This is a genomic window from Cupriavidus sp. 30B13 (genome assembly GCF_049059565.2).
Taxonomy (GTDB): domain Bacteria; phylum Pseudomonadota; class Gammaproteobacteria; order Burkholderiales; family Burkholderiaceae; genus Cupriavidus.
Map to the genome: position 1 here is coordinate 397,826 of NZ_CP188224.1, position 18,530 is coordinate 416,355.

Annotated in this window: 17 protein-coding genes; 9 read left to right on the plus strand and 8 right to left on the minus strand. The window is 70.1% G+C overall.

Translation table 11 applies throughout. The annotated features are described in order from the left end of the window. The first annotated feature begins 67 nt into the window (after positions 1–67). The 3 genes from ACKI2N_RS21115 to ACKI2N_RS21125 all read left to right on the plus strand — a co-directional run bounded on the left by ACKI2N_RS21115 (position 68) and on the right by ACKI2N_RS21125 (position 4,983). Positions 68–778: a response regulator transcription factor gene (locus ACKI2N_RS21115; protein ID WP_420994803.1), complete on the plus strand. Its 711-nt coding sequence runs from the start codon at positions 68–70 to the stop codon at positions 776–778. A gap of 112 nt (positions 779–890) precedes the next feature. Next, complete coding sequence (locus ACKI2N_RS21120) at positions 891–2,591, plus strand: FecR domain-containing protein (protein ID WP_420994802.1); 1,701 nt, start codon at positions 891–893, stop codon at positions 2,589–2,591. Then, the gene (locus ACKI2N_RS21125) at positions 2,581–4,983 is read left to right on the plus strand and encodes a CHASE2 domain-containing protein (RefSeq protein WP_420994801.1); all 2,403 of its coding nucleotides are present in this window, start codon (positions 2,581–2,583) and stop codon (positions 4,981–4,983) included. Before ACKI2N_RS21120 ends, ACKI2N_RS21125 begins: the two co-directional genes overlap by 11 nt. Before the next feature lie 22 nt (positions 4,984–5,005). Here ACKI2N_RS21125 and ACKI2N_RS21130 read toward each other — a convergent pair whose 3' ends face one another. Together ACKI2N_RS21130 and ACKI2N_RS21135 are read right to left on the minus strand one after the other, a co-directional pair. After that, positions 5,006–5,206: a hypothetical protein gene (locus ACKI2N_RS21130; RefSeq protein ID WP_420994799.1), complete on the minus strand. Its 201-nt coding sequence runs from the start codon at positions 5,204–5,206 to the stop codon at positions 5,006–5,008. Between the two features lie 98 nt (positions 5,207–5,304). Further along, on the minus strand, positions 5,305–6,837 hold the full coding sequence (locus ACKI2N_RS21135) for an amidase (protein ID WP_426990928.1): 1,533 nt from the start codon (positions 6,835–6,837) through the stop codon (positions 5,305–5,307). Positions 6,838–7,014: 177 nt separating this feature from the next. Here ACKI2N_RS21135 and ACKI2N_RS21140 point away from each other — a divergent pair, with 177 nt between their 5' ends. Next, positions 7,015–7,191: a hypothetical protein gene (locus ACKI2N_RS21140; RefSeq protein ID WP_420994797.1), complete on the plus strand. Its 177-nt coding sequence runs from the start codon at positions 7,015–7,017 to the stop codon at positions 7,189–7,191. A gap of 13 nt (positions 7,192–7,204) precedes the next feature. Here ACKI2N_RS21140 and ACKI2N_RS21145 read toward each other — a convergent pair whose 3' ends face one another. The 4 genes from ACKI2N_RS21145 to ACKI2N_RS21160 all read right to left on the minus strand — a co-directional run bounded on the left by ACKI2N_RS21145 (position 7,205) and on the right by ACKI2N_RS21160 (position 10,444). Next, entirely contained in the window at positions 7,205–7,567 is a 363-nt protein-coding gene (locus tag ACKI2N_RS21145) for a translation initiation factor Sui1 (RefSeq protein WP_420994796.1), read from the minus strand. A gap of 106 nt (positions 7,568–7,673) precedes the next feature. Next, positions 7,674–7,907, minus strand: a complete 234-nt coding sequence (locus ACKI2N_RS21150; protein ID WP_420994795.1) for a CDP-diacylglycerol pyrophosphatase — start codon at positions 7,905–7,907, stop codon at positions 7,674–7,676. 340 nt (positions 7,908–8,247) lie between these two features. After that, positions 8,248–8,952, minus strand: a complete 705-nt coding sequence (locus tag ACKI2N_RS21155; protein WP_420994794.1) for a YceH family protein — start codon at positions 8,950–8,952, stop codon at positions 8,248–8,250. A gap of 169 nt (positions 8,953–9,121) precedes the next feature. After that, positions 9,122–10,444: an MFS transporter gene (locus ACKI2N_RS21160; RefSeq protein ID WP_420994933.1), complete on the minus strand. Its 1,323-nt coding sequence runs from the start codon at positions 10,442–10,444 to the stop codon at positions 9,122–9,124. A 194-nt stretch (positions 10,445–10,638) separates the two neighbouring features. Between ACKI2N_RS21160 and cyoA the strand changes: the two genes are divergently transcribed. From cyoA to ACKI2N_RS21185, 5 genes are all read left to right on the plus strand, one after another. Further along, entirely contained in the window at positions 10,639–11,667 is a 1,029-nt protein-coding gene (gene cyoA, locus ACKI2N_RS21165; protein ID WP_420994793.1) for a ubiquinol oxidase subunit II, read from the plus strand. A gap of 78 nt (positions 11,668–11,745) precedes the next feature. After that, positions 11,746–13,746, plus strand: coding sequence for a cytochrome o ubiquinol oxidase subunit I (cyoB, locus tag ACKI2N_RS21170; RefSeq protein ID WP_420994792.1), 2,001 nt, complete (start codon positions 11,746–11,748; stop codon positions 13,744–13,746). Positions 13,747–13,774: 28 nt separating this feature from the next. Next, positions 13,775–14,395 carry a cytochrome o ubiquinol oxidase subunit III gene (gene cyoC / locus ACKI2N_RS21175; protein WP_420994931.1) on the plus strand — a complete coding sequence of 207 codons (621 nt, stop codon included), beginning with the start codon at positions 13,775–13,777 and terminating at the stop codon, positions 14,393–14,395. Next, the gene (cyoD, locus tag ACKI2N_RS21180) at positions 14,392–14,793 is read left to right on the plus strand and encodes a cytochrome o ubiquinol oxidase subunit IV (protein WP_420994790.1); all 402 of its coding nucleotides are present in this window, start codon (positions 14,392–14,394) and stop codon (positions 14,791–14,793) included. The genes cyoC and cyoD overlap by 4 nt, the downstream gene beginning before the upstream one ends. Positions 14,794–14,882: 89 nt before the next feature. Continuing rightward, positions 14,883–15,650 carry an SURF1 family protein gene (locus tag ACKI2N_RS21185; RefSeq protein WP_420994929.1) on the plus strand — a complete coding sequence of 256 codons (768 nt, stop codon included), beginning with the start codon at positions 14,883–14,885 and terminating at the stop codon, positions 15,648–15,650. A gap of 6 nt (positions 15,651–15,656) precedes the next feature. Here the strand turns inward: ACKI2N_RS21185 and ACKI2N_RS21190 are convergent, their stop codons facing one another. Both ACKI2N_RS21190 and ACKI2N_RS21195 read right to left on the minus strand, forming a co-directional pair. Next, on the minus strand, positions 15,657–17,105 hold the full coding sequence (locus ACKI2N_RS21190) for a dipeptidase (protein WP_420994789.1): 1,449 nt from the start codon (positions 17,103–17,105) through the stop codon (positions 15,657–15,659). Positions 17,106–17,179: 74 nt separating this feature from the next. Then, on the minus strand, positions 17,180–18,421 hold the full coding sequence (locus tag ACKI2N_RS21195; RefSeq protein ID WP_420994927.1) for an MFS transporter: 1,242 nt from the start codon (positions 18,419–18,421) through the stop codon (positions 17,180–17,182). Between the last annotated feature and the right edge of the window lie 109 nt (positions 18,422–18,530).

Sequence of the window (18,530 nt, forward strand, 5' to 3'; positions counted from 1 at the left end):
CCGGCGCCCGTGCGTGGCCATGCGTGGCCGCGGCGCCGGCCGCGCGCGGCGCGATGAAGAGGTAAGTATGAGAATAGCTTCGGTCGAAGACGACAAGAGCCAGTCCGAGCTGATCCAGCAGATCCTGGTTTCGGCGGGCCACGAGTGCGAATGCTTCCACAGCGGCGGCAGCTTCCTGCGCGCGCTGCGCGACAAGGCGTTCGACCTGCTGGTGGTGGACTGGCAACTGCCCGACACCAGCGGCTTCGAGGTGGTCACCTGGGTGCGCCAGAATTCCGGGCGCAACCCGCCCATCCTGTTCCTGACCAGCCGCTCGCAGGAAGAAGACATCGTCGCCGGGCTCGGTGCGGGGGCCGACGACTACATGGTCAAGCCGGTGCGCCGCGCCGAGCTGGTGGCGCGCGTGGGGGCGCTGCTGCGCCGCACGTATCCGCAGGCGCAGCAGGGCAGCGAGGTGATCCTCACGGGCAATTACCGGGTCGACCCGGGCGCACGCACGGTGGAGGTGGGCGGCGTGCGCGCCGACGTTTCGCCGCGCGAGTTCGACCTCGCGCTGTTTCTGTTCCGCAACCTCGGCCGGCTGCTCTCGCGCGAGGTGGTGGAGCAGGCCGTATGGGGCCGCGCCATCGGCGCGGGCTCGCGCACGCTCGACACGCACATCTCGCGCCTGCGCATCAAGCTGGCGCTGCGGCCCGAGAACGGCGTGCGCCTGACCTCCGTGTATTCGCACGGCTATCGCTTCGAGGCCACGGCAGACGGCGACAAGCAGGAAGACTGAGTTTATGAAGCGGTTCGACATGGCAACAGGCATAACAGGCATACCAGTCAGGGCAAGCAGAACGCGCGGCACGGGCAGGGCGGGCAACACGGGCGGTACGGGAAAGAAGGGTATGCAGGACCAAATACAGGGCAACGCCGGGCGGCCCGCGCGCTTGCGCATGGCGCTCGGCACCATCGGCGCGGCCGGGCTGATCGGCATGCTCGGCGCCGGCTGGCCGGCCGGCGCGGCGGCGCAGGCCGCGGGCGCCGACGGCGCGGACTTCATCTACCTGGTGCGCCCCGGCGACACGCTCATCGGCCTGGCTGGGCAGTTCATGGACAGCCCCGGCGGCTGGCGCGAGCTGCAGGCGCTGAACAAGGTGGCGGACCCCTACCACCTGCCGCCCGGCATGCGCCTGCGCATTCCGCTCGCGCGCATCCCGCTCGTGCCGGGCAGCGCGCGCGTGACGTTCGTCACCGGCGCGGCCCGCGCCGACGGCCGCGCGCTGCAGGCCGGCATGACGCTGGCCGAAGGCGCGCGCCTGGAAACGGATGCCGGTGCCACCGTCACCATCGAGCTGGGCGACGGCTCGCGCGTGACGGTGCCGCCCGCGAGCACGGTGGAAGTCCGGCGCCTGCGCGCCTTCGCGCGCACCGGCCTGACCGACACCGTGATCGGCATCGGCCGCGGCGAGGTGGATTCCCGTGTGGCGCCGCGCGGCACCGGCGTGGGGCGCTACGAGATCCGCACGCCGTCGCTGGTGACCGGCGTGCGCGGCACGCACTTCCGCGTGGGCACCGACGCCGGCGCCAGCCAGGGCGCGGTGCTCGAAGGCCGCGTGCAGGCCCGCTCGCGGCGCGGCCAGCAGGCCGCGGTGGCGGCCGGCTACGGCGTCAGCGTCTCGGCCGCCGGCGTGCTGGCGCGGCCGGTCGCGCTGCTGCCCGCGCCGGCGCTGGCGCCGCTGCCGTCGCCGCTGCTGGCCAGCCGCGCCACCGTCGGCTGGACGCCGGTGGACAAGGCCGCCGCGTATCGCGTGGTGGTCTCGCGCGATGCCGCGCAGACCGAGCTGCTGTCGTCGCAGACCGTGAGCGGCGCCGAGGCCGCGCTGCAGGACCTGCCGGAAGGCACGCTGTACCTCGGCGTGAGCGCGCTGGACGCGCGCCAGCTCGGCGGGGCCGGCACGGTCGTGCCGCTGGTGGTGCGGCTCAACCCGGCCGCGCCGTTTACGCTCGCGCCCGAGCGCGACGGCACCGCTTACGGCGACGAAGCCGCGCTCAGCTGGGCCGAAGTCACCGGCGCCGCGCAATATGAATACGAGGTGGCCGCCGACGCGGACTTCCGGCAGGCCGCCGTCAGCGCGCGCGTGGATACGCCTTCGGCCAGCGTGCCGCTGGCGCCGGGCCGCTGGTGGTGGCGCGTGCGCTCCGTCGACGCCGCCGGCCAGCCGGGCCCGTGGAGCGAAGCGGTGGCATTCACGCAGGAGCCGTCGCCGCCGCAGCCGAGCCTGGACGATGACGGCGGCGACACGCTGCACATCGCCTGGCCCATCACCGCGGCCGGCGAGGCCGGCGGGGCGCAGGCCTACCGCCTGCAGATGGCATCGGACTCCGCCTTCACGCGGATCGTGGCCGACGTGCGCAGCGGCACCAACGAAGCGCGCCTGCCGCGCCCGGCCAGCGGCACCTATTTCGTGCGGGTGGGCCGCGAGAATGCCGTCAGCGCCGCGCCGCATTACTCCGTGCCCCAGCGCATCGAAGTGATGCAGTACGTGCGCGACGCGCAAGGCCAGCCGGTGACCGCCGGCGGGCGCCTGCTCAACCGTGCCAACTGAGCCGGCCCGGATTGCCCGGACGGCGGCGCGCGCCCGCGCGCTGGCCCGCCTGCCGGTGCGCCTGCTGGCGGGCTACCAGCGCCGCACGCTGGTCGAGTGGGCGCTGCTGAGCGCGGCGGTGCTGTCGCTGGTGGCGGCCTGCGCGCTGCTGGGCTGGAGCGAGCGCGCCGACAAGGCGGTCTACGACCTCGCCGTGGCGGCCCAGCGCCACGCGCCCGCCGACGGCATCGTCATCGTCGCCATCGACGATCCCGGCATCACCGCCATCGGCCGCTGGCCGTGGCGCCGCCGCGTGCTGGCCAGCCTGATCGACCACATCGCCGCGGGCGGGCCGCGCGTGATCGGCGTCGACGTGATCCTCTCCGAGCCGGACCTGCAGCATCCCGAGGACGACCGCGCGCTGGCGCAGGCGATGGCGCGCGCCGGCAACGTGGTGCTGCCCGCGCTGGCCGAGCCCGGGCGCGACGGCCTGCTGGTGCGCTATCCGCTGACCGGCCTCGGCAGCGCGGTGGGCCACATCAATATCGCGGTGGACCTCGACGGCATCGCGCGCCAGGTATTCCTGCAGGAGGGGCTGCCGGGGCAGTTGCTCGACCATTTCTCGGCCGCGATGGTCGCCTTCGGCCGCCCGCCGCGGCCGGTGTCCGGCTACCGGCACGACCACCGGGACAGCGCGCCCGACGCCGACGGCTGGATGCACCGCTACCGCCTGCGTATTCCGTTCGCCGGCCCGCCCGGCACCTTCCGCCAGATACCGGTGCTCGACGTGCTCGGCGGCAAATTGCCGCCTGACGTCTTCCGCGGCAAGGCGGTGCTGATCGGCGCCACCGCCAGCGGGCTGGGCGACGTCTATCCCACGCCCGTCTCGCGCGACGGCCATGGCATGAGCGGCGTGGAGATCATCGCCAACGCCATGCAGGCGCTCGAGCGCGACAGCGCCATCGTGGCGCTGCCGGCGCCGTGGTTCTGGCTCGGCACGCTGCTGCCGGTGCTGCTGGCGGCGCTGGCCGCGCTGGCGCTCACGCCGCGCAACGCGCTGGTGGTGACGGTGGCGCTGCTGGCCGGCACGCTGGGCGCAAGCCTGCTGCTGGTGGTGCTGGGCCACCTGTGGTTCGCGCCGGTCAGCGCCGTGCTGGGGTGCGGCCTGCTGTACCCGCTGTGGAGCTGGCGCCGGCAGGAAGCGGCGCTGCAATTCCTTACCGACGAACTGGCGCAGCTCGAAGCCGAACCCGGCCTGCTGGCGATGCCCGCCGACGAAGGCGAGCCCGGGCGCGGGCGCAACCTCGACACCCGCATGCGGGCGGTGTACCGCATGACCACGCGCCTGCGCGATCTGCGCCAGTTCCTTGCCGACGGGCTGGAAGGCCTGCCCGAAGCCACCGTGATCTGCGACCCGGCCGGCCGCGTGCTGCTGGCCAATCGCCGCAGCCTGCTGCTGGCGCCGCGCACGCTGGCGACGCTGGCCGACGCCACGGCGCCGCGCCCGCGCATCGGCGCGCTGGTCGACGAGGTGTTCGTCCAGCCGAAGGCGGGCCACGAATACTGGGAACAACTGCGCAGCGCCCATGCCGGCGGCGACAGCGCGCAGGCGCCGCCCGGCGTCGAGCTGGAAGGGCGCGACCAGCGCCCCATGCTGCTGCGCGGCGCGCCGCTGCGCAGCGACACCGGCGGCGTGGCCGGCCTCATCATCAGCGTGATCGACATCACCCAGGTACGCATGGCCGAGCGGCGCCGCGAGGAATCGCTGCGCTTCATCTCGCACGACATGCGCTCCCCGCAAGCCTCCATCCTCGCCCTGATCGAACTGCAGCGCGAAGAAGGCCGCGCGCTGCCGCAGGCCGCGCTGCTGGCCCGCATCGGCGACTACGCCAGCCGCACGCTGGAGCTGGCCGACGACTTCATCCGCCTGGCCCGCGCCGAAGCGCCACACCTGCACTTCATCGAGGTCGACCTCGCCGGCGTGGTGCTCGACGCCACCGACGAGCTATGGGCGCTGGCCAGCGCCGCACGCATCGACCTGCGCCTGGAGATGGGGGAAGAGCAGCCGATGATCACCGCCGAACCGGTGCTGCTGGTGCGCGCGATCGCCAACCTGGTGAGCAACGCCATCAAGTTCAGCCCGCCGCAGAGCACCGTCACGGTACGCTTGTACCGCGTGCCGCACGGCGTGGCCATCGACGTGGCCGACCAGGGCCCGGGCATCGCGGCGGAGGATCAGGGCCGCCTGTTCCAGCCGTTCGCGCGCCTGCGCGACAACGAGCGCAACGCACCCGCCGGCAGCGGCCTGGGGCTGGTGTTCGTGAAGACGGTGGTGGAGCGGCATGGCGGGGAAGTCCGCCTGGCCAGCGCGGCGGGTGCCGGCGCGACGTTTACGATCGTGCTGCCGTGCTGAGCGGGAGCACGCGCGGCTGCGTTCAGCGCGAAGCGCGCGCGCCGTCGCGCGGCTCCTGGCCCGGCGCCGCCTGCGCGGCGGCGCGGCTGTCCATCTGCTTGATCTTGCGCGCGGCGCGCTGTTCGTTGTCGTCCTGCAAGGTGACGCACAGCACGGTGAGCAGCGCGAACGCCACCATGCATAGCGCGATATAGCCAAGCAGTTTGGTTCGGTCGGATTGCATCGGCGTGCCTGTGGTGAATAGCGCAGGATTCTAGGCGCGCCGCGCGCGGGCAATGTCAACAAATGCAAGGACCGGCCAATCGCCCCTGCGCTACGTCGTCACAGCAGCGCGCGCGGCGGATGCTGGCCCACCCAGTCCCGCTCCTGCTCGTAGGCTCGCGCCAGCCGCAGCACGGCAAGGTCGCCGCGCGGCCTGCCGATCAGCTGCATGCCCATCGGCAGCCCCTGTGCGCCGAATCCCACCGGCAGGCTGATCACCGGGCAGCCCGACAGCGTCCAGGGGCAGACCACTTCCATCCAGCGGTGGTAGGTGTCCATGGCGCGCCCGGCAATCTGCTTCGGCCAGGTCTCATTGACGTCGAACGGGAACACTTGTGCCGTCGGCACGGCGATGTAGTCGAAGCGGGCGAACACGCCCAGCAGCGCCTGGTACCAGGCGCTGCGCTCCACGCTGGCGGCGTGGAGGTCGGTGGCGCTGAGCTTGAGCGCGCCTTCAATTTCCCAGATCGCCTCGGGCTTGAGCAGCGCGCGCCGGGTGGGGTTCCGGTAGTGGGGCAGCAGGTTGTGGCCCACCAGGAAGTGGCGGTGCGTCAGCCAGATCTGCCACAGGCGCTCGGGCGAGAACGGCGGGGTGATGGCCTCCACGTCCACGCCGAACGCGGGGAAGGCCTTGAGCGCGTCTTCGCACAGCGCCAGGATGCCGGCTTCCATCGGCAGGTAGCCGTTCCAGTCGCCGAGCCAGGCGACACGCTTGCCTTTCAGGTCGGCGGCCAGCGCGGCTTCCACGCTGGCAGGCGTGAGCGCCGCCAGTTCCGGGTCGCCGGGCAGGGCTTGCGGCGCGCGCGGATCGGCGCCGGACTGGGTGGCGAGCAGCAGGGCCAGGTCGGCCACGGTGCGCGCCATCGGCCCTTCGCAGCCGAGCTGCGGCAGGAACAGTTCGGGGCCGGGGCCATAGGGCACGCGCCCGGCCGAGGGGCGCATGCCGTAGACGTTGCAGAAGCCGGCGGGGTTGCGCAGCGAGCCGCCGAAGTCGCTGCCGTCGGCCACCGGCAGCATGCGCGTGGCCAGCGCGGCCGCGGCGCCGCCACTGCTGCCGCCGGCGCTGCGGCTGGTGTCGTAGGGGTTGCGGGTGGCGCCGTAGACCGGGTTGAAGGTGTGCGAGCCGAGGCCGAACTCGGGCGTGTTGGTCTTGCCGATCAGCACCGCGCCGGCCGCGCGCGCGCGGCCCACCACGATGGCGTCCGCCGCGGGCACGTTGTCGCGGAAGATGGGCGAGCCCAGCGTGGTGCGGATGCCGCGCGTGGCAGCGAGGTCCTTGGGCGCCTGCGGCATGCCGTGCAGCCAGCCGGCCGGGCGGCCCTGCGCGAGCGCGGCGTCGCAGGCATCGGCTTCCTTGAGCAGTTCGTCGCGCTCGCGCAGCGCCACGATGGCGTTGACCGCAGGGTTCACCCGTGCGATATGGTCCAGGTAGGCGGTCATGACTTCGCGGCTGGAGAGCCGGCGCGCGTGGATTTCTTGCGAGAGCGCCCGGGCCGGCAGGGCCACGATGGGGTCGATGCCGCCGGCGTTGCCTGCGGGAGTTGCAGGAGTTGCAGGAGTTGCGGGAGTTGCAGGAGCTGCGGGGGATTGCATTGTCTCTTTCCTCATGCCTCGGTGTGTGGCTGGCCCGTCCCGGCCTGGTGGCGGGTCCGCTGGTGGGATTCGCTTGTCGTATGGGCGCCGGACTGCCGCACCGGCGCAGCCGATAGTATGCCGCCGCGGCGAGGCGCGCGGCCATGCTACGATCCGCGCCTATCTCGGAGAATGAAGATGTCTTTTACTTGCCAGAACCAATCGTGCCGCACGCGCTGGGAAGAGGCGGATGTGACGATCAAGGATGAAGGCCAGGGCCTGCTGTTCCGTTGTCCCGTGTGCAATTCGCGCAATCCGGTGGTGCCGCAGCGCCGCCCGGACGGCACCATCCGCTACCAGCAGCGCACCAGGTAGTTCCGCGGCGGGCTCAGCCGCCCGCGCGCTTGACGGTCATGCCGCGCTGGCGGAGCTTCTCGGCCACGGTGTCGCAGTGATCGCCCTGGATCTCGATCACGCCGTCCTTGACGGTGCCGCCCGATCCGCAGGCCGCCTTGAGCTCCTTGCCGAGCTGGGCCAGCGCCAGCGGCGCCAGCGCCACGCCGCGCACCAGCGTCACGCCCTTGCCCTTGCGGCCCTTGGTTTCACGCGATACCCGCACGATGCCGTCGCCCTGGGCGGCGGGTTGCGCCTTGCCGCAGGCGCATGCCGCGGCCGGGTTGCCGCAACCGGGGCACATACGGCCGTGTTCAGTGGAATAGACCAGCGAGCTGGCGGATTTGGGCCCTGGCATGACGGCGTTCCTGGTGGCGGGGCGGCATGCCCCGGGGGAGGGCAGCGTACGTCAGGCGGGCGCCGCCGGCAAGCGTGCCGGGCACCGGGCGCTGCGGGCGGGCCGGCTAGCGGCCGGCGGGGCTGCCGTAGAACGTGCCGGTGCGGGGGTTCGACACGATATAGGTGTTGCGCCTGGCCCAGGTCTGGGCGGCCATGAATGCTTCCGGCTCGCGCTGGGTCCATTCGCTGGTCATCAGCGGTGCCGCTTCCTGCTCCGTGGTCATGTATACGACTGCCTTGTGCAGGGCCGCGCGGCCCTTGCCTCCCGGAATCGTAATGGTGCGAATCGTCACGCGCATCGTCGGGATCCTCCACGTTTCTGGGTTTCTGCTTGCTAGATTATGTCCGGCCCCGCGAGACAGTATCGTGACAGTGAAACGCTCGCGGCATGCAGCGGCTTCTAGTCTACTTCGTCTGCCGGCCGGATTGCGCGTGTGTTGCACGCGCGCTGCATGCAGCACCCTGCGACAGGCGTTTTGTGCACCTCATCGGGCTCTGTCGCGGCCTTCGGCGGGCAATCCTCAGCGATAACGGCCAAATGTATCGACATGGTCGCGCGGCGCGGACAGGGGAAACAGGTGGCCGAGGTGGCCGAGGACATGACCGATACATTGCTGGCGGGCCCCGAACGGTCCGGTTTCAAAGTCCGCTGGTGTCGAGCTTGATGCCGAGTTCGCCGGCCATCTGCTCGAGCATGGCCTGCAGGCGCACGACCTTTTCTTCCAGTTCCCGCTGCGCGGCTTTCATCGCTTCGAACTCGGAGGGCGGGATGGCTTCCTCGCTGCCGCCTTGCGCGGGCGCGTCGTCCACGCTGACCTCGCCGCACAGCAGGTGCATCCAGCGGTGCTCGCGCCCGCCGGGCGCGCGCGGCAGCCTGACCACGCGCGGCGGCTCGGCGGCGGCGAGTTCGTCGAGGAAGACCTCGACCGAGGAGATGTCGGCGAAGGCGTGCAGGCGCGCGCTGTTCAGGCGCAGCTCGGCCGCGGTCTGCGGGCCGCGCAGCAGCAGCGTGGCGAGCAGCGCTGCGGACTGGCTGGGGATGCCCAGCACGCGCTTCATGTTCTGCTCGAAGCGCGGCACGCGGCTGCTGCTGCCTTCCATCACCAGGCTCAGGCGCTTGAGGCCATCGATGGCGGTGAGCACTTCGTCTTCGCTGGCGTTCATCACCGGTGCGCGCGCGGTCTTCTGGTTGCAGCCGGCGGTGAGGGCGTTGAGAGAGAGCGGATAGGTGTCGGGCACGGTGTGCTGCTTTTCCAGCAGCACGGCCAGCACGCGTCCCTCGAGCTGGGTGAGGGCGCGGATGGCGGGGCGCGCGGGCAGGTCGGTGGCGGGGGTGATGTCCATGGGTGGCGTCGCTCGGTGAGGCGGCTCCGGGCCGCGTGGCGCAAGCGTGCGCGGCCGGAGGCGATGTTTTTGCGAGCCATATGATAGCCGCCCGGACACGTCTTTCCGCCAAACCTGGCCATGCGGCGAAACGAAGGAGGAAGGACGCCGCCCGCCCCGCGGCGCGGCGTCAGTCGCGCGAGGCCAGCGTGCGGTTGATGCCGAGCGCCAGCAGCGTGCAGGCAGCGCCGGACAGAAGATAGACGCTCACCGCCACCAGCCCGAACTCGGCCGACAGCCCCAGCGCCACCAGCGGCGCGAAGCCGGCGCCGAACAGCCACGCGAAGTCGGAGGTCAGCGCCGCGCCGGTATAGCGGTAGCGGCTTTCGAAGTTCGACGTGACCGCGCCCGCGGCCTGCCCGTACGACAGGCCGAGCAGCCCGAAGCCGATCAGGATGAAGAGATCCTGCTGCCCGGGGCTGCCGCCCATCAGGAACGGCGAGAACAGGCTGAAGATGGCGATCAGCGTGGCCATCAGGCCGAGCGTGGTGCGCCGGCCGATGCGGTCGGCGATCACGCCGGAGGCGATGGTGCCCAGCATGGCGATGCCGGCGCCGATGATCTGCACGACCAGCACGTCGTCGACGTCCTGCGCGCCGTTCAGGGCCACCCACGACAGCGGGAACACCGTGACGAGGTGGAACAGCGCATAGCTGGCCAGCGCCGCGAACGCGCCCAGGAACAGGTTGTAGCCCTGGTCGCGCGCGATCACGATGGGGCTGATCGGCTCCAGCTCCCCTTCTTCCAGCAGCTGCGTGTATTCCTGCGTCACCACCAGCCGCAGCCGCGCGAACAGCGCCACCACGTTGATGGCGAAGGCCACGTAGAACGGATAGCGCCAGCCCCATTCGAGGAATTCCTCGATGTCCAGGCTCGAACGCAGGAACAGGAACAGCGACCCCGCGATGAAGAAGCCGATCGGCGCGCCGAGCTGCCCCATCATCGAATACCAGCCGCGCCGCTGCGGCGGCGCGTTGAGCGCCAGCAGCGAGGGCAGGCCGTCCCACGAGCCGCCGAAGCCGATGCCCTGAAGGACGCGGAAGAACGCCAGCAGGATGATGGACTCGCGCCCGAGCGTGTCGTAGCCCGGCAGGAAGGCGATGCCCGCGGTGGCCGTGCCCAGCGCGAACAGGGCCGCGGTGAGCTTGATGCCGCGCCCCCAGCGCCGCTGGATCACCATGAACAGCGTGGTGCCGAACGGACGCGCGATGAAGGCGAAGGAGAAGACCGTGAAGGAAAGCAGCAAGCCTTCCAGGCGCCCGGCGAAGGGGAAGAACACCGCCGGGAAGACCAGCACCGAGGCGATGCCGTAGACGAAGAAATCGAAGTACTCGGAGGCCCGGCCGATGACCACGCCGGTGGCGATCTCGCCCGGCGCGACCTTGGCGCGGTGCGCGGCCTCCTGGGCCGAAGGTGCTGACGACGGGTCGTGCTGGTGAGCGATGCTGGACATCATTCAGGCCTTGTCGTAGTGCCACACTCCTTTAAGAATGGCACTTCTTTGACTACAGTGCCATAGGAAAATATGCAGTGTTCGAAAGTTTAGTTCTCGAAGTATGATGTTGCCCATGCCAGCCCACCGGCGTTCCAACGATCACTTGGACGGCTATGCATTTGCGTACTCGGATAGTGCCATCCCGCTACGTCATGCGCGGATTCCTACTTTCGGCTGCCTTGCTGTTGACCGGCTGCAGTGCCGTGTTGATGGCGCCCTCGGGCGACCTCGCGGTCAGACAGCGTGATCTAATCATCATTTCAACCGGCCTGATGCTGTTGATCATCGTGCCGGTGATCATCCTCACCTTGCTGTTCGCCTGGCGCTACCGCGCCTCGAACCACCAGGCCACCTACGAGCCGGACTGGGACCATTCCACGTTGCTGGAACTGGTGATCTGGTCCGCGCCGCTGCTCATCATCATCGCGCTGGGCGCGATCACCTGGGTCAGCACGCACAAGCTCGACCCGTACCAGCCGCTGTCGCGCATCGACGCCGAGCGCGGCGTGCCCACCGGTACCGAGCCGCTCACCGTGGAGGTGGTGGCGCTGGACTGGAAATGGCTGTTCGTCTATCCCGACCAGGGCATCGCCACCGTCAACGAACTGGTGGCGCCGGTGGACCAGCCGATCCGCTTCAAGCTCACCGCCTCCAGCGTGATGAACTCCTTCTTCATCCCCGCGCTGGCCGGGCAGGTCTACGCCATGCCGGGCATGGAGACCAAGCTCCATGCCGTCATCAACGCGCCGGGCGTGTACGAAGGCTTCTCCGCCAACTACAGCGGCGCGGGTTTCTCGGGCATGTACTTCAAGTTCCACGGCGTGAGCAACGAGGAATTCGAGCGCTGGGTCCGGCAGGCCAAGGCCGGCGGCGGCGCGCTCACGCGCGAGGCCTATCTCAAGCTCGAGCAGCCCAGCGAGCGCGAACCGGTGCGCCGCTATGCCAGCGTGGACCCGGCGCTGTACGGCGCCATCCTCAACCGCTGCGTGGAGGCGGGCAAGCCTTGCATCAAGGACATGATGCCCATGACCGGACAGGCCACGCGCCAGGCATCGCAAGCTCGGCAGGCGCCGGGCTCGTATGCGCTGGCCTCGCTGCAGCGGGACGGCACGTCTTTCGGCGAGATATGCACCGCGAGCGACCCGACGGGCGCGGGTTCCGCGAAAGCCCTGCCGCGCTGACGCGACCCGGGTCGACGCCATGACGCGCCTGCCGAAAAAGAATCCTGCAACAATGCCCCTGCGGCGCTGGTGATGACAATGCCCGAGCACGACCTTACCCAGCTGGTATTCGGCCGCCTGACCTGGGAGGCGATTCCCTACCACGAGCCCATCCTGCTGGCCACCTTCGCCGTGGTGGCGATCGGCGGGCTGGCGCTGGTCGGGGCGCTGACCTACTTCCGCGTCTGGGGCTACTTGTGGCGCGAGTGGTTCACCAGCATCGACCACAAGAAGATCGGCATCATGTATATCGTGCTCGGCATCGTCATGCTGCTGCGCGGCTTTGCCGACGCCATCATGATGCGGCTGCAGCAGTCGGTTGCGTTCGGCGATTCGCTCGGCTACCTGCCGCCGCACCACTACGACCAGATCTTCACCGCGCACGGCGTGATCATGATCTTCTTCGTGGCCATGCCGCTGGTCACCGGCTTCATGAACTTCGTGGTGCCGCTGCAGATCGGCGCGCGCGACGTGGCCTTCCCCTTCCTCAACAACTTCAGCTTCTGGATGACGGTGGGCGGCGTGGTGCTGGTGATGATGTCGCTGTTCGTCGGCGAGTTCGCGCGCACCGGCTGGCTGGCCTATCCGCCGCTGTCCGGCATCCTGCAGAGCCCGGACGTGGGCGTGGACTACTACATATGGTCGCTGCAGGTGGCGGGGCTGGGGACGCTGCTGTCGGGCATCAACCTGCTGGTGACCATCGTCAAGATGCGCGCGCCCGGCATGACGCTGATGAAGATGCCGATCTTCACCTGGACCTCGCTGTGCACCAACGTGCTGATCATCGCCGCGTTCCCGGTGCTCACCGCGGTGCTGGCGCTGCTGGCGCTGGACCGCTACGTCGGCACCAACTTCTTCACGGCGGACCTCGGCGGCAACGCCATGATGTACATCAACCTGGTCTGGATCTGGGGGCACCCCGAGGTCTACATCCTGGTGCTGCCCGCGTTCGGCATCTTCTCGGAAGTGGTGTCCACCTTCTGCGGCAAGCGGCTGTTCGGCTACGCGTCGATGGTGTACGCCACGGTGGTGATCACGGTGCTGTCCTACCTGGTGTGGCTGCACCACTTCTTCACCATGGGATCGGGAGCGAGCGTCAACTCGTTCTTCGGCATCACCACCATGATCATCTCGATCCCGACCGGGGCGAAGATCTTCAACTGGCTGTTCACCATGTACCACGGGCGCATCCGCTTCGAGGTGCCGATGCTGTGGACGGTCGGCTTCATGGTGACCTTCGTCATCGGCGGCATGACCGGCGTGCTGCTGGCGGTGCCGCCGGCGGACTTCTCGCTGCACAACAGCCTGTTCCTGATCGCCCACTTCCACAACGTGATCATCGGCGGCGTGCTGTTCGGGCTGATGGCGGGCATCAGCTACTGGTTCCCCAAGGCCTTCGGCTTCAAGCTCGACCCGTTCTGGGGCCGGTGCTCGTTCTGGTTCTGGCTGGTCGGCTTCTACGTCGCCTTCATGCCGCTCTACGTGCTCGGCCTGATGGGCGTGACCCGGCGCATGAACCATTTCCAGGATGCCTCGCTGCAGATCTGGTTCCAGATCGCCGCCTTCGGCGCGCTGCTGATCGCCTGCGGCATCGGCTGCTTCCTGATCCAGCTGTTCGTGAGCTTCCGCCGCCGCGAGGAACTGCGCGACACCACCGGCGACCCGTGGAACGGCCGCACGCTGGAGTGGTCCACCTCGTCGCCGCCGCCGCAGTACAACTTCGCCTTCACGCCGGTGATCCACGACAACGACGCCTGGTGGCAGATGAAGCAGCTCGGCTACGAGCGCCCGCAGCAGGGCTTCATCCCCATCCACATGCCGAAGAACACCAGCGCCGGCATCATCCTCGCCGGGCTGAGCACGCTGATGGGCTTCGCGCTGATCTGGCACATGTGGCTGATCGTGGTGCTGTCGTTCATCGCCCTGCTGGTGGTGGCGATCGGGCACACCTTCAACTACAAGCGCGACTACTACATCCCGGCCGACACCGTCGTCCGCACCGAGGCAGAGCGCTCGCGCCTGCTTGCCAGCCATGGTTGATATCGCCACCCCCTACGGCCCGGACCGCATGAGCGCCCCGGAGGCCCCGCGCGCGGCGCAGCTGCGCTTCTACGAGACCGCCGAGGTGCATCCGCAGAACGGCACGCTGCTCGGCTTCTGGCTCTACCTGATGAGCGACTGCCTCATCTTCGCCAGCCTGTTCGCCGTGTACGGCGTGGTGGGACGGCGCTATGCCGGCGGCCCCACCGGGGCGGAGCTGTTCGAGCTGCCGCTGGTGGCGCTCAACACCACCTTCCTGCTGCTGTCGTCGATCACGTATGGCTTCGCCATGCTGGAGATGCAGAAGGCGCGCACCAGCCAGACGCAATTGTGGCTGGCCATCACCGGCCTGCTGGGCGCGGCCTTCCTCTGCATCGAGATGTACGAATTCGCGCACCTCGTGCACGAGGGGGCCGGGCCGCAGCGCAGCGCCTTCCTGTCGTCGTTCTTCACGCTGGTGGGCACGCACGGGCTGCACGTGACGGTGGGGATCGTCTGGCTGATCACGCTGATGGTGCAGGTCGGCAAGTACGGGCTGATCCCCGAGAACAAGCGCCGCCTGATGTGCCTGTCCATGTTCTGGCACTTTCTCGACGTGGTCTGGATCGGCGTGTTCACCTTTGTCTACCTGATGGGAGTCCTGCCATGAACGCGCATGACAATACGCTGGGCGGTGGCGCGCACGGCCACGACGACCACGGGCACCATGAAGACGAAGGCTTCCATGCCACGTTCGGCGGCTACATGACCGGCTTCGTGCTCGCGGTGCTGCTGACCGCGGTGCCATTCTGGCTGGTCATGGCCAATGTCTTCGACAAGTCCAGGACCACGGCCCTGGTGCTGCTGGTGTGCGCCGCCGTGCAGATCGTGGTGCACATGATTTACTTCCTGCACATGAACTTCAAGTCCGAGGGTGGCTGGACCATGCTGGCCCTGATCTTCACCATCGTGCTTGTCGTGATCGCGCTGAGCGGCTCGCTCTGGGTGATGTTCCACCTGGATCAGAATATGATGCCGGCTATGCACGACACGAAGAACCTACCTTGAACGCACCTCGACACCCCCAGACTCAGCAAGCCACCGGCGCCGCGCGCGCCCCGCAACCCGCTCCCCGGCGCCGCGCCGGGGCCCTCGTGATGTTCGCCGTCCTGGCGGCATTCGCCTTTTCCGTGCTGGTCGGGCTCGGCACCTGGCAGGTCCAGCGCCGCGCCTGGAAGCTCGACCTGATCGAGCGCGTCAACTCGCGCGTGCACGCGCCGCCGGTGGCGGCGCCCGGCCCCGCGCAGTGGCCGCAGGTCAGCGTGGCCAGCGACGAATACAAGCACGTGCGCGTATCCGGCACCTTCCTCAACGACCGCGAAACGCTGGTCCAGGCCGTGACCGACCTCGGCGGCGGCTTCTGGGTGGTCACGCCGCTGCGCATGGCCGACGGCAGCGTGGTGCTGGTCAACCGCGGCTTCGTGCCGCCCGAGCGCGCCGAGCGCGCCACCCGCAGCCAGTACGACCCGCCCGGCGAGACCACCGTCACCGGCCTGCTGCGCATGAGCGAGCCCGGCGACGCCTTCCTGCGCCACAACGACCCGGCCGCCAGCCGCTGGTACAACCGCGACGTGCCGGCCATCGCCGCCGCGCGCGGCCTGCAGAACGTGGCGCCGTATTTCATCGATGCCGACGCCGCCGGCGGCGGCGCACCCGCGGTCAATGCCGCGGCGGCCGACCCCGAGGGCAGCGTGCCGCGGCAGCAGGGCGGCGAGCGCGCGTGGCCGGTCGGCGGGCTGACCGTGATTTCCTTCCACAACAGCCACCTCGGCTATGCCATCACCTGGTACGGGCTGGCGCTGATGGTGGCGCTGGGCGCCTTTCTCGTCGGCCGGCAGGAATACCGCCGGCGCAAGGGGACGTGAGCGCGGCTAGCCGACGCTGGCCTCGAACACGCGGCGGTAGTTGCCGCCCAGGATCATGCCTGTCTCGTCCTGGGTGAAGCCCGCGGCGACCAGCGCGTTGCCCAGCGCGGGCAATTGCTCGTAACCGGTGAAGACCGGCGGCGAGATGAAGCCGAGCATGTCGGTGCCCAGGCCGACATGCTCCACGCCCACCACGTCCGCCATGCGCTTGACGCCTTCGGCCATCGCCTGCAGGCTGCGGAAGCTGCCGGCGCTCGGCCACACGCCGATCACCCCGCCGGTGCCGGCGATGGCGCGCGCGTGGTCCGGCGAGATCAGCCGGCTGCGCGTGCCGGGGTGCGTGGCCAGCGCCGTGTGCGAGATCACCAGCGGCTTGCTCGACGCCGCCGCCGCGCGCTTGACCAGGTCGTAGGTGCCGTGCGCCACGTCCACCACGATGCCCAGCGCATTGCAGCGCCGCACCACGGCGGCGCCGAAATCCGTCAGGCCGCCGTGCACTGGTGCCTCGGTCTGGATGTCGCCCAGCTCGTTGACGCGGTAGTGCGTCAGCTGCAGATGGCGCAGCTGGTACATGGCGTACGCCTCGTCCACGCGCTCCAGCCGGCCTTCCAGGAAATCCGCGCCCTCGGCCGCGATGATCGCGCACGGCCCGGCGTGTCCCTGCGCCGCCAGCGTGGCCGCGCCGGTGACCACCTGCATCCGCTCGCGCGCCACCAGTTCATGGGCGCGCGCGAACTCGGTGCGGCCCAGCGCGTAGAGCTCGCCTTCCTGCGGCGTGCGCCAGGCCTCGAAGCGCGTGCGGTTGGCGGACACGCGCGTGACCGTGGTGTCGGTGACGATGGCCAGGCAGATCACGTTCATGCCGCCCGCGCGCATCGGCGCGGCCAGCGGCAGGAACGGCCGCCGCGCGCCGATGGCCGGATCGCGCGAGACGATCACGCGCCCGGCATGGCTGTGCATGTCGATGGTCAGGGCATCGGCGGCCGGTTGCCATCGGGCCGGGGTCTGCGCCGGCTGCGCGCTCGCGGCTGCTTCGGGCTGCGCTTCGGTATAACCGGCGAACCGCCCCGGCGCGCATGCGGCCACGCCGAGCGCGGTGCCGGACGCCAGGAACACGCGCCGGCTCATGGCTCCGGCGGCGGGCGCGGCGAGCGGCTGCGCGTCCAGCAACTGGTAGCGCCATCCCGCCGGATCGTCCCGCAGCCTCGCCAGGCGGCCGCGCAGGCCGATTGCCCGCGCCTGCAGGGCCAGCGGCCCGGCCGCATAGACTTCGACGCAGGCCAGCGGATCGCGCGGCACGCAGCCGCCGCAACAGGGCGACTCGGCCGCCAGCAGGAAATAGTCGGCGACCCGCGCTTCGAGATCGAGGGGGATCATCCAGCCGCTTAGCTCGACCGTCGCGCCGTCGAGCGCGTCGGCATTGCCGTTCCGGATCGTCGTCCAGTCAGTCTGCATGCGGGGTCCTCTGGTCTGGCCGGCGCCGCGCCGGCCGCGCTATGGAGGATAGCCGTTCGGGCCCCGCTTGTGCGTCAGCTTTTCTGCGCCGGGGGGCTGAACAGATAGGGCACCACCGCGGCCGCCACCAGCACCCCCGCCGACAGGAAGATGGCGGCGTAGGTGCGCGAGACCGGCCAGCGCGCGGCGTCGCCGAAGCTGGCGATCATGCCGAAGGCCCACGACGCCAGCGCCGAGCCCAGGAAGACGAAGGTATTGAGCAGGCCCAGGCCGCGCCCGCGCGCCGCCGGCGGGATCAGGCCGCGGCCCTGCGCCATGACCAGCGGGTGGAGCATGCCGATGGTGGACAGCAGCGCCATCAGGCCCACGCCGGACACCACGCCGTGGTCGGGCCACACGGTCAGCAGGACGGCGCCCAGCAGCGAGAAGCAGGACCAGCCGCCGATGGTGGCCTTGAGCGAGCCGCGCCGCACCAGCACCGGCAGCACGAACGCCGTGGCGAAGCCGGCCAGGCTCAGCAGCGTCAGCGCCACGCCGCGCGGGCCGGCCTGCAAGCCGTAGACGCTGGCCAGGTAGGGTCCGCTCCAGGCATTGCGGAAGGCGGTGCCGGCGGCCATGGCCACGCACATCGGGATCAGCGTCCACAACGGCGCCAGGCCCAGCAGCCGGGCGCTTTGCAGCAGCATGGCGCTCCACGGCGCGTGGCGCGCCTCGGCGTGGCCTTCGTCGCGTACGTAGCGCCAGACGCCATAGCAGGCGCCCGCCATGCACAGCGCCGCGAACGACATCGCCACGCGCCAGCCCAGCAGTTGCGAGGCCCAGCCCAGCGGCGCCGTGGCGCACAGCGCGCCGATCATGCCGGTGGCGTTGGATTTGCTGACCACGCGCGTGTAGTCGCGCTCGGACAACTGCTCGGAAGCGAAATGCAGCAGCCCCATGAAGACCGGCGCGCAGGCCAGGCCGAGCCCGGCCTGCGCCAGCATGGCCACGCTGCCGCTGGGCGCCAGGATGAACAGCAGCGCAGACACCGCGCCGATGGCCAGCAGCAGCGCGGTGGGCCGGCCCACGCCGTAGCGGTCGAAGGCGATGCCGACCGGGATCTGCGCCGCCGCGAAGGCCATGAAGAAGCTGGAGGACAAGGCGCCGAAGCCGGCCGCCGACAGCCCGAAGTCATGCTGGAGTTCGGGCGCCATTACCGCCAGGCAGCTGCGGTAGAACTGGCTGAGCGCAAAGGCGAAGGTCAGCAGCAGGATGCCGTGCAGCGCGCGATTGGTGTTGCCGGGGGTGTCGGGGGCAATGCGCTGCCGGGCGGGCAACTGGCCGCCTTGCGCGGCTGGGGATGTCTTCACGATGAAACCAGGTCTGTGTTCTTCTTGTGCGCAGCTTCCCGGAGCACGGGACCGCGGCCATGGCGGCGAGGCCGCA